This is a genomic window from Aeromonas sp. PS2Canimalfood6 (assembly GCF_048276795.1).
GTDB classification, from domain to species: domain Bacteria; phylum Pseudomonadota; class Gammaproteobacteria; order Enterobacterales; family Aeromonadaceae; genus Aeromonas; species Aeromonas caviae.
The window spans coordinates 1-10,032 of sequence record NZ_JBLUXC010000087.1 but is presented as its reverse complement, the minus strand read 5'-3'; the positions used below and the strand labels follow the sequence as shown (position 1 = coordinate 10,032).

Here is a 10,032-nt window from a genome sequence, read left to right as displayed (position 1 = left end):
GGAATGGGCAGCTGATTATTTGGCCAAGAACGCTTGCCGAACCAAGCAGAGAAAATCGATACAGAACAGGACCTTGGAAGGAGTTTTAAAGGGACTCAACGCTTAAGGTCCTGTACATGAGTTTCCGTTATGTGGTGTGCAAAGCACTTCGTCCCCCTCTTACGGCGTGGGAGTAACTCGTATGTGATCAATATTGCTTCGCGAGCCGGATTAATTGGTTTTGCTGGAAAAGGGCTTTACGGCGCTAGTAAGGCTGCTACGATTCGATTCATGGACTCACTAAGGTCTGAATTGGAGCCGGATGGCATCAGAGTGACTTCGATATGCCCAGGCTGGATCAATACTCCCATGGCGTCGGCAGGGGGATGCCTACGAGACCCAGAGGAAATTCTCCAGCCTGACGATGTGACTTCAATAATTGAGTGGCTTTTGGCCAGTCCAGCGAGAATAGTGGTTCGTGACATTACCCTAGAGGTTGCACCACCGCGAGCCTCAAAAGGTACTTGATTCGACTAAGCTACTTTTTGCCACATTGGCCTACCGCGAAGCGGTAGTTGATACACAAAACTTGGACTCAAAAATGAAAACAGATCCTATCACTCTCGAACGCTTAATCAACGACAAACCAATGGTCAACGCCAGCCACTTTAAAGAATGTGGGTTCTGTGACGTGCGGAACTTTTTGACCCCTGCCATGGTTACGCGCCTCCAGCAGTTGCTTGCGAGCACTGATGCTGGAGATTCTTTTGACTCTATAAAGAAGAATGCCTATAACATCGGTCTCGACGATGAGGCCATACGAGAGATCGTCGAAAGCAGCGCCTTCGCGGGTATCCTCAAGTCCCTCGGCTACGGTGATTGTTTCTTTTCTGACGGTATTGTCTTCGAGACGGATCCGGAGCTAATCGGTTTCGACTGGCACCTCGACATCACCAGCTTTAAATATATCCAACCGGAGGATCGTGCATTTTCGATCTGGATCCCGCTCGACCCAATAGATCGAGATGAACAAGACGGGGGCATGACCATGCTACCGATATCTTCGTTCTCAGGCTCGGAATTTTTTAAGCTTCAATCTCGTGTCACACGAGCTCTCGTTGAGGGCCAGTACAAGATTCCAGACATCTATAAAACGTTATTGGGTCCCAAGTATAGAAACCCTGAGCAGAAGCGTTTCAAGAAGCTGTTCCCGTACATTCAGGAGCAGTTCCCCCACCTGTTCTCTGACTCGATTTACATCTCTGGGTTCTCACGATATTTGTTCGATTGTGAGGGTGTAAGCTACTCTTTGGTTCCCGGCGATGCTGTTCTCTTCGATAAAACCGTATTTCACAAGAGTAATCCCCTACGACCAGGGACCTTGAAAACGAGGCGTGCATTTGTTATGCGTTTTATTGAGACAACATCCAGATACAATGCTGTAAATGCCTCAAAAGCGGGAGGTGATGATTCCATTCTTGTAAGCCGTTATATTCGTGGAGATGGGGAGCCTTTCGATTTAGAAGGCGCCGCATTAACACGGATAGCAACTTAAATTAAAATGCACATTTTACTGGATAATAAAATGCTTAAAATTAAATGTATGCGCTATATCGATGTTGCTACTGAAGCGACAGTTGACGCTTATTTCCCAAATGATCCTTCGGCCACTCGTGCCTGCCTTGCTCAGAAGTATGGGTTGCTAAAGGCAGATAGCTGTGAAGTCGAGATTGACATTGATGCTCCAATTCGAAATACCGAAGACGCATATGCAAGACTGAACTTGCTCTCACGCCGGATGTTCAAACCTAATTCTATTTGTCTAGATGGATTGTTTGAAAATCTCCCCATTGTCGCTTGGACATCTGCTGGGCCGGTATTTCCGCAGTTTGTCGAAAAACTTCGTTCACTAGTCTCTACCGAATATCATCATTTGACCGTCTTTGCTGTTGACAAATTTCCGCGAATGGTTGACTACGTCTTGCCCTCAGGCGTACGGATCGGTGATGCAGACCGGGTGCGCCTGGGAGCCCACCTGTCGGAAGGTACAACCGTAATGCATGAGGGATTTGTGAACTTTAATGCTGGCTCACTTGGCCAGTGTATGATCGAAGGTCGAGTTACACCCGGTGTTACTGTGGGAAATGGAAGTGATATCGGTGCCGGTGCATCGATCATGGGAACACTTTCGGGAGGTGGTAAGCGTACAAACTCAGTAGGAGAGGGGTCGCTGCTCGGCGCCAATGCGGGCATCGGCATCTCGTTAGGAAACGAGTGTATTGTTGAGGCAGGCCTCTATGTCACAGCAGGCACCAAGGTTCGGCTCCCAGATGGTACAGTGGAATATGCTCGGAACCTTTCCGGGCGGGACCATCTTCTGTTCAGACGGAACAGTCAAACTGGAGTAGTTGAAGTACTCCAGACCGACAAGGCAACCTGGGGTGGCATCAATGCATCCCTACATGTGAACGATTAAGAAGACGGCTCACGGAGTTGGGATGTAGTCTCGCACCCTAAATGGTTGATTTGCCTAGCTTGATGCGGTGCTGCACAGAAAAACACCCAGATTGCCAGCGGGTGCGAAGTGGTTTCCGACCTGCGTTATGGCTATATCCCAATTACGTGTTGCATGAAGGGCCTAGTGCCCCATGCAAACACACTTTTATATTAAGGCTCGCTAAAAAGAACATAGAAGGAAGCGGCCTTATGGCCGCTTCCTTCTTATTCAGTTGGCGAAACACCAGCTACAAACTGAGCCCATGCATCCATCATGGGACGCCGTTGGTCCAGCAAGTCCGTACGATGGTACGCTGCCTCTACCTTGTTCTGCACTGTGTGAGCTAATGCTCGTTCAGCGAGATCCCGTGCATAGCCCTGCTCGCTACACCAGTCGCGAAAGCTAGAACGAAAGCCATGAGCAGTTGCCAGACGGCCAGGAGTCGAGCTCGGCGCTTTTACCCGTCGCAAAAATGTTGTTAGTACCATATCTGATAGGGGGACCTGATCGCGTGGTGAAGGGAAGACCAATTCATCATGCAACCCCTGTAATCCCATCAGGATCTCGATGGCTCGAAGAGATAACGGGACGCGATGCATTTGTTTGGCCTTCATTCGCTCCGCTGGCAAGGTCCAGATCTTTGCTTCCAGGTCTACCTCTGACCATTTCATGGCCCTGACTTCACCTGAGCGGCAAGCCGTCAGGATCAAGAACTCCAGCATTAAGCGAGTTACATCGTAACGTTGTGTTGTCCTCAGATGCTGCTGAACAAAGGCTGGAATGTCACGCCAGGGCATGGCAGGTTGTGTTCGGTACGAACGGCTTTACTGGGTTGTAGTGGGAGTAAGTGATTTACCACATCGACCGGGTTTGCTTGGCAGTGACCATGCGCCCAGGCCCAGGCCATGACCGCATGCAGCCGTTGTTTCACACGGCTGGCAGTTTCAGGAATTTCCAACCAGATCGGCATTAAGACCTCGGCTATCTGTGCAGGAGTGATGGCAGAAATTGAGTACTGGCCAATCATGGGGAATGCATACTGCTCGAGTGTCGAGATCCACTGTTTGCCGTGTTTGGGGTTTTTCCATCCAGGTAGCAGTTTGGAATGAACTTCCCGAGCAGCAGCCTCGAAAGTCGGGATAGAGGGTTTGCTCTCCTCTGCTCGCTTGAGCTCCAGAGGGTCAAGGCCATTGGCGAGTTGCTCTCGCATCTTCAGTCCTTGCTTGGTGGCATCAGCTATAGATATTTCGGGGTAAGAGCCTAATCCTGCATTTCTGCGTTTGCCGGTCACTGGGCTGACATAACGAAGCACCCAGTTGCCACGGCCTTTCGCTGTTGATGGATGAAGTGCAAGGCCTGTTACGCCACCATGTGCAATAGCTTTGTCATCTGGCTTGAGATTACGTGCTTTGGTATCGGTAAGAAGTGCCATAGGGAAGATTCCTTGAGAATGTAGCATGCCATGGACTATGCCATCCATTGTGCCATTTAGAGCGGGATAGTGTCATTTTTAGTCGGACGCTATTGGACGATCTTTTAAGTAAGGTATTGATTATAATTGGATATGTAAGATGTGACTGGTTTTGACTGGACCTAATTCAGGCGGTCTCCCTCACCGCCAAATAAAACAAAAGGCCCCGTCGCAAGACGGGGCCTTTTGTTTTTCCGGTAACCGGAATCTGGTCTCTACCCGGTATCGACAGGCGGGTGGACTAGCCCTGCTGGAGTGGCATAGGCCGTACACCGGGCGACACCGGGATGTAGTCTGGTCAATGCCTCCCTTGCTGTCAGGTTTATCCTGATCGGTTTATCGCTCCCTAACCTTGTCCCGTCCCGTTATCTCTTCAACCTGGAGACATAGGGGATATTCCGGTACTTGTGCTCCCAGGGCAGGCCGTAGCCCACCAGCAGGTCATCGCTCGTCATTTCATAGGCATAAAACTGCTCGGCAGGGATAGCCACGCGCCCTGGTTTGACAAACAGGGTCGCGATGGACAGCGAGCGTGGCGCGAACGCCTGCAGGTGCGCGACCAGCCGCTTCATGGTACCCCCCGATTCGATGGCGTCGTCCATCAGGATGACCTCTCTGCCCCGGATGCCGATATTGTCGTGAAAGACGATGGGGGAGGCGTTGTGGCGCTCCCCCGGAGTGTGGGGGCAGGAGATGTAGTCCATGGCGACATCAAAGCGCAGCGCCCTGACGACATCGGCGGTAAACAGCATGCCGCCCGGCACCACGGTGATCACCACCGCCTCCGTGAATCGCTCGTTGAGCCGTTTGGCGATGGCCTCGACGCCGAGCGCAATGTCCTCGGTTTTCAATACCACCTCGCCGAAAACAGGGTTTTTCATGGCAGCTCCTGACAGGTTGTTGAAAGAGGGGTGGCCCGGGGTGCCAGCCCCACGCCTCTGCTGAGCAGCAGGGCCAACACCATCAGCAAGACGACGCCGTGGAGGGCCGCTGGCAGACCGAAGGCGTCGGCGCCAAAGCCGACCAGGGCGGGGCCGGAGAGCACGCCGACATAGCCCAGGGTGGCGTCGCTTATCTGCGCGTTCAGTTTGACGAAGGGGATGATGGAGGCCCAGGCCGCCGTGGCAAAGCCCGAGCAGAAGAAGGTGGCTCGGGTGGCGAGCCGCTCACCCCGGGGCCGCCGGCTGGAGAGTGTGGACAACATGGGGTCTCCTTGGATGACAATCGAAGGAGGGGCTGTGCCTGGGATCCTCCGAGCGAGGAGGTCATGCTATGATCATTTCGAGGCCATATGAACAAAAATGATCTTGTATTTGTTTGTGTGTGTTCATTGTGGCGATATGATGACCGCGATCAGAATGCATACATCCGAGGTAACAGCATGATCACGCTCATCATCACGGACATGGACGGCACCTTCCTCATATAGCAGGGGGGATAACAACCGAGCCCTGTTCGCCGAGGTGGTTGCCGCCATGGCGCAGCAGGGGATACATTTTGCGCCCTGCACGGGAAAACAGGTCGACCGGGTCGAGGCGCGGCTGGGGGCGCAGAGCGCGAATTTCTGGATCCTGGAAGACAGCGCCACCCGCATCAAGCACCAGGGGCGCTACGTCTATCAGTCGCTGCTGGGTAACGCCCTGGGCCTGGCCATCATCCGTCGGTTGGAGCGTCTGCCGGGCGAGCATATCGTCATCGCCTGCACGGCGGCCTGCGCGGCGATCCGGGAGGCGGTGCCGGATCATCTGAAAGCCCTGGTGCGCCGCTCTTACATCCAGGTGCAGACGGTCGCCGATTTTGGTGACATCACCGCGGACGTTGTGAAGATCACCGTCTATGACGAGCAGGGTCGCTGCCTGGATCTGCGGGGCCAGCTTGGCGAGTGTGATGACGAGGCCTACATAGTGGCGTCCGACCAGCAGTGGATAGACATCGCCAATGCCGGCGTGCACAAGGGGACAACGGTGGCCAGGTTGCAGCAGCTGGTCGGCGCCGGTCGTCATGAGACCCTGGTCTTTGGCGACGGGCTCAATGACATCGAGCTGATGGCGTGCGCCGACTTCAGTTTCGCCATGCGCAATGGCCACGACGGACCAAGGACGCCGCCCATTTCATCACCCGCTCGAACGATGAGGACGCCGTCATGCATACCATCTTGCAACTGCTCGCACTGCAGAGGCTGGGGGCGTGAGGCGGGCCGGGCGATGATCGCCCGGCCATTACAAGGGAACACCATGGACAAGTATTCACCGGAGGAGCGACGGCTCCTCATTCTGGATCTGCTGGCCGCGCACCACAAAGTGATGGCGGCGGAGCTGGCGGAGCCGCTGGGCACCACGGAGGCGACCATCAGGCGGGATCTGCGCTATCTGGCCGATGAGGGGCGCTGCAAGCGCATTCACGGTGGCGCCATCTCCCTGTCGCCCCAGACGGGGACCCTGACCGAACGCAGTACCCAGCATGTGGCGCAGAAGCAGGCCCTGGCCGTGGCCGCCCTGAGCCTGGTCAAACCGAACCAGCTGATCTTCCTGGATGCCAGCAGCACCCACCTGCTACTGGCCTCCCTCATGCCGGAACACCAGGGTCTGACGGTGGTGACCAACAGCCCGGCCATCGCCTGCCGGCTGCTGGAGAGACCCGGCATCAGGACCATCCTCATCGGTGGCGAGCAGGATCCGCTGGTCGGCGGGGCCGTTGATATCGCGGCGGCCGAGGGCATCAAAAAGTTCCGCTTCGACCTCGGTTTCCTGGGGGTCTGTGCCTGGTCCTCGGATCTCGGCTTCAGCGCCGTGCATTACCAGGACAGCGAGTTCAAGCGCCGGGTCGCGGAGCGTTGCGGCTCGCTGGCGGTGCTGTGCAATGACGACAAGCTGGAGTCCCTGGCCTCCTACCCCTTCCTGCACGCTGCGGATCTCGACTACCTGATCTGCACCCGGCAGGATCCGGTCCTGGTCAAGACGCTCGAAGGGGAGGGCTGCACCGTCATCACCGCCGGCTGATGCCGCCGCGAGAAGAGTGGGGAGAGGCCGGGGGTTGGAAGCGGCCCATAAAAAACGCCCCGTTCCCGGGGCGTTGGGAACGGGGCGCCTGCCAGCGTCCTCAGGCGAGGTCGAAGCGATCCAGGTTCATCACCTTGGTCCAGGCCGCCACAAAGTCCTTCACGAACTTCTCCTTGGCATCCGCACTGGCGTAGACCTCTGCCAGGGCGCGCAGCTGGGAGTTGGAACCGAACACCAGATCGACCCGGGTTCCGGTCCACTTCACCTTGCCGCTCTGGCGATCACGGCCTTCATAGACTCCCTGGCTGCCAGCCGCCGGCTTCCACTCCGTGCCCATGTCGAGCAGGTTGACGAAGAAGTCGTTGGAGAGGGTACCCGGGGAGGCGGTAAAGACCCCGTGGCAGTTGCCCGCGTTGGTGCCGAGCACCCGCATACCGCCCACCAGTACCGTCATCTCGGGGGCACTCAGGGTGAGTAGCTGCGCCTTGTCGATCAGCATGGTCTCCGCGAAGCCCGCGCACTCGCCCGCGTAGTTGCGAAATCCATCTGCGAGGGGCTCGAGCACCGCGAAGGAGTCCACATCGGTCTGGGCCTGGGAGGCATCCATCCGGCCCGGAGTGAAGGGCACGGTCACGGCGACACCGGCTCTCTTCGCGGCCTGCTCGACCCCCACGCCGCCCGCCAGCACGATGAGATCGGCGAGGGAGACCCGCTTGCCGCCGGTGGCGGAAGCGTTGAAGGTCTGCTGTATCCCGTCGAGGGCCTGAAGCACTTTCGCAAGCTGGGCAGGCTGGTTCACGGCCCAATCCTTTTGCGGGGCGAGCCGGATGCGGGCACCGTTGGCGCCACCGCGTTTGTCAGAGCCACGGAAGGTGGACGCGGAAGCCCAGGCGGTCGACACCAGCTCGGCCACGGACAGGGAGGTCGCCAGGATCTGCTCCTTGAGCAGGGCCACGTCCTTGTCATCGATCAGGGGATGATTGACGGCGGGGATGGGGTCTTGCCAGATCAGCTCCTCTTTGGGCACTTCCGGCCCCAGGTAGCGGGCGATGGGGCCCATGTCGCGGTGGGTCAGCTTGAACCAAGCCCGGGCGAAGGCATCGGCGAAGGCCTGCGGATCCTCGTAGAAGTGGCGGGAGATCTTGCCAAACTCGGGGTCAAAGCGCAGGGTCAGGTCGGTGGTGAGCATGGTCGGCTTGTGGAACTTGCCCGGGATGTGCGCATCGGGAATGATCTCCGGGGCATCCTTGGCCACCCACTGCTTGGCGCCGGCTGGCGACTTGGTCAGCTCCCACTCGTAGTTGAACAGGTTTTCAAAGAAGTTGTTGCTCCACAGGGCCGGGGTCTTGGTCCAGGTCACTTCGAGCCCGCTCGAGACGGTGTCCTTGCCATGGCCGCTGCCGTAGTCGCTCATCCAGCCGAGGCCCTGGGCCTCCAGAGGCGCGGCTTCCGGCTCTGGCCCCTTGTGGGATTCGGGCGCGGCGCCGTGGGCCTTGCCGAAGGTGTGGCCGCCCGCGATAAGGGCGACCGTCTCTTCATCGTTCATGGCCATGCGACCGAAGGTGGAACGGATGTCCTTGGCAGCCTCCATGTAGTCACCGCTGGCGTTGGGCCCTTCCGGGTTGACGTAGATGAGGCCCATGTGGGTGGCGCCGAAGGGGGCCGTGAGCTCGCGATCGCCCTTGACCCGATCGGGATCGACCCCGAGCCAGGCAATTTCATCCCCCCAGTTGACGTCCTGATCCGGCTCCCACACGTCGGGCCGCCCACCGCCAAAGCCGAAGGTGCGAAAACCCATGGTCTCCAGGGCGACGTTGCCGGCGAGGATCAGCAGATCGGCCCAGGAGATCTTGTTGCCGTATTTCTGCTTGATGGGCCAGAGCAGGCGACGGGACTTGTCGATGTTGACGTTGTCAGGCCAGCTGTTGAGGGGGGCGAAGCGCTGTTGGCCACGGCCGCCGCCACCGCGACCGTCGGTGGTGCGATAGGTACCCGCAGCATGCCAGGTCATGCGGATGAACTGGGGGCCGTAGTGACCGAAGTCCGCCGGCCACCACTCCTGGGAATCCGTCATCAGCTTGACCAGATCTTTCTTGAGTGCCTTGTAATCCAGGCTGGCGAAGGCCTTGGCGTAGTCAAAGTCCTTGTCCATGGGATCGGCGCCGGGGGAATGCTGATGCAGCAGATCCAGCCGCAACTGGTTCGGCCACCAATCTCGATTGGTTCTGCCGACGCCGGCGGTGTGGTTGAAGGGGCATTTGCTTTCTTCACTCATCTCTGTCTCTCCTTGGCAGTCATGTGCAATGCAGACAACTCAGTATGGGAACTTTTCCTGCAACCGGCGGGGCATGTGACAGGTTGGGCCTTGGACCGGCATCGGGGGGTTATCAATAACTCCTTATATTTCAGCTAATTGATTAAGGATGGGATGACCGTATTACGAAAAGATGAATCGGTGCCATCGAATTTGGCTCTCCTGACATGGGATAAGAGAAGGAAGGAGCGCCCTGGCAGCCGTGTTATCAATCTTTTTATCCATAACACGAGGGATCAGACCTGGACTTGCGCTGGGTCATGGCATGGGGAGGGCTTGTCTTGAGCGGGGCAGAAAACCCCATTTTTGTGACGGCGGTCTGGATTGCGTCCTGAGCAGGGCGCCGAGCGCCAGAGGATGGGGTGGGGGCGTTGCGCCAAAAAGCGGACGGCGCAGAAACAAAAAGACCGGCCAGTGGCCGGTCCAAACAGACAGCGTGCTGCTGTCTCATCAGGCTGATCCCAGCCTGGAGGGGAATAATGGGGTGGCTGATGGGGCTCGAACCCACGACAACCGGAATCACAATCCGGGACTCTACCAACTGAGCTACAGCCACCACTGAAATCTGTCTTCGATACAGCAATCAAACTCATGTGTATCGATGGCGCGCCCTGCAGGATTCGAACCTGCGACCCACGGCTTAGAAGGCCGTCATGTACAGGATCTTTAGCTACAACCAATTGAAATAGATAGAAAAAAGGCTTCGTTTGTGATCTGATTTAATCGCAAAAAAAAACCGACACGCCCGAAGCCATGACTATTATCAATGCAA

The 10,032-nt window shown here is 56.9% G+C and carries 9 protein-coding genes and 1 tRNA gene; 4 read left to right on the top strand and 6 right to left on the bottom strand.

All coding sequences use genetic code 11. The features are described 5' to 3' along the window. Positions 1–129: 129 nt before the first annotated feature. From ACNPAA_RS19940 to ACNPAA_RS19930, 3 genes are all read left to right on the top strand, one after another. Positions 130–507, top strand: a complete 378-nt coding sequence (locus ACNPAA_RS19940) for an SDR family oxidoreductase (RefSeq protein WP_417891967.1) — start codon at positions 130–132, stop codon at positions 505–507. Positions 508–580: 73 nt separating this feature from the next. Next, positions 581–1,534 (top strand): hypothetical protein, encoded by a 954-nt coding sequence (locus ACNPAA_RS19935; RefSeq protein WP_319899456.1) that lies wholly within the window; start codon positions 581–583, stop codon positions 1,532–1,534. Positions 1,535–1,540: 6 nt separating this feature from the next. Further along, positions 1,541–2,455 (top strand): DapH/DapD/GlmU-related protein, encoded by a 915-nt coding sequence (locus ACNPAA_RS19930; protein WP_201873019.1) that lies wholly within the window; start codon positions 1,541–1,543, stop codon positions 2,453–2,455. 245 nt (positions 2,456–2,700) lie between these two features. On the opposite strand, the gene ACNPAA_RS19925 is transcribed toward ACNPAA_RS19930, so the two are convergent. The 4 genes from ACNPAA_RS19925 to ACNPAA_RS19910 form a co-directional block, all read right to left on the bottom strand. After that, positions 2,701–3,198 (bottom strand): tyrosine-type recombinase/integrase, encoded by a 498-nt coding sequence (locus ACNPAA_RS19925; protein WP_234925023.1) that lies wholly within the window; start codon positions 3,196–3,198, stop codon positions 2,701–2,703. A 32-nt stretch (positions 3,199–3,230) separates the two neighbouring features. Next, positions 3,231–3,908, bottom strand: a complete 678-nt coding sequence (locus ACNPAA_RS19920; RefSeq protein ID WP_234925024.1) for a tyrosine-type recombinase/integrase — start codon at positions 3,906–3,908, stop codon at positions 3,231–3,233. 404 nt (positions 3,909–4,312) lie between these two features. Continuing rightward, positions 4,313–4,828: a phosphoribosyltransferase gene (locus ACNPAA_RS19915; protein WP_201873022.1), complete on the bottom strand. Its 516-nt coding sequence runs from the start codon at positions 4,826–4,828 to the stop codon at positions 4,313–4,315. After that, entirely contained in the window at positions 4,825–5,151 is a 327-nt protein-coding gene (locus ACNPAA_RS19910) for a hypothetical protein (RefSeq protein WP_201873024.1), read from the bottom strand. The genes ACNPAA_RS19915 and ACNPAA_RS19910 overlap by 4 nt, the downstream gene beginning before the upstream one ends. Before the next feature lie 259 nt (positions 5,152–5,410). Here ACNPAA_RS19910 and ACNPAA_RS19905 point away from each other — a divergent pair, with 259 nt between their 5' ends. Further along, positions 5,411–6,946: an HAD hydrolase family protein gene (locus ACNPAA_RS19905; RefSeq protein ID WP_327786608.1), complete on the top strand. Its 1,536-nt coding sequence runs from the start codon at positions 5,411–5,413 to the stop codon at positions 6,944–6,946. 100 nt (positions 6,947–7,046) lie between these two features. On the opposite strand, the gene katG is transcribed toward ACNPAA_RS19905, so the two are convergent. Beyond that, a complete protein-coding gene (gene katG / locus ACNPAA_RS19900) occupies positions 7,047–9,221 on the bottom strand; it encodes a catalase/peroxidase HPI (protein ID WP_201873028.1) in 2,175 nt (724 codons plus the stop codon). A 519-nt stretch (positions 9,222–9,740) separates the two neighbouring features. Next, positions 9,741–9,816 (bottom strand) — tRNA-His (locus ACNPAA_RS19895). Between the last annotated feature and the right edge of the window lie 216 nt (positions 9,817–10,032).

Coding starts and splice junctions, on each gene's coding strand:
- ACNPAA_RS19935 (WP_319899456.1), top strand. CDS start 581: ATGAAAACAGATCCTATCACTCTCGAACGCTTAATCAACGACAAACCA.
- ACNPAA_RS19920 (WP_234925024.1), bottom strand. CDS start 3,908: ATGGCACTTCTTACCGATACCAAAGCACGTAATCTCAAGCCAGATGAC.
- ACNPAA_RS19910 (WP_201873024.1), bottom strand. CDS start 5,151: ATGTTGTCCACACTCTCCAGCCGGCGGCCCCGGGGTGAGCGGCTCGCC.
- ACNPAA_RS19930 (WP_201873019.1), top strand. CDS start 1,541: ATGCACATTTTACTGGATAATAAAATGCTTAAAATTAAATGTATGCGC.
- ACNPAA_RS19925 (WP_234925023.1), bottom strand. CDS start 3,198: ATGCTGGAGTTCTTGATCCTGACGGCTTGCCGCTCAGGTGAAGTCAGG.
- ACNPAA_RS19940 (WP_417891967.1), top strand. CDS start 130: ATGTGGTGTGCAAAGCACTTCGTCCCCCTCTTACGGCGTGGGAGTAAC.
- ACNPAA_RS19915 (WP_201873022.1), bottom strand. CDS start 4,828: ATGAAAAACCCTGTTTTCGGCGAGGTGGTATTGAAAACCGAGGACATT.
- katG (WP_201873028.1), bottom strand. CDS start 9,221: ATGAGTGAAGAAAGCAAATGCCCCTTCAACCACACCGCCGGCGTCGGC.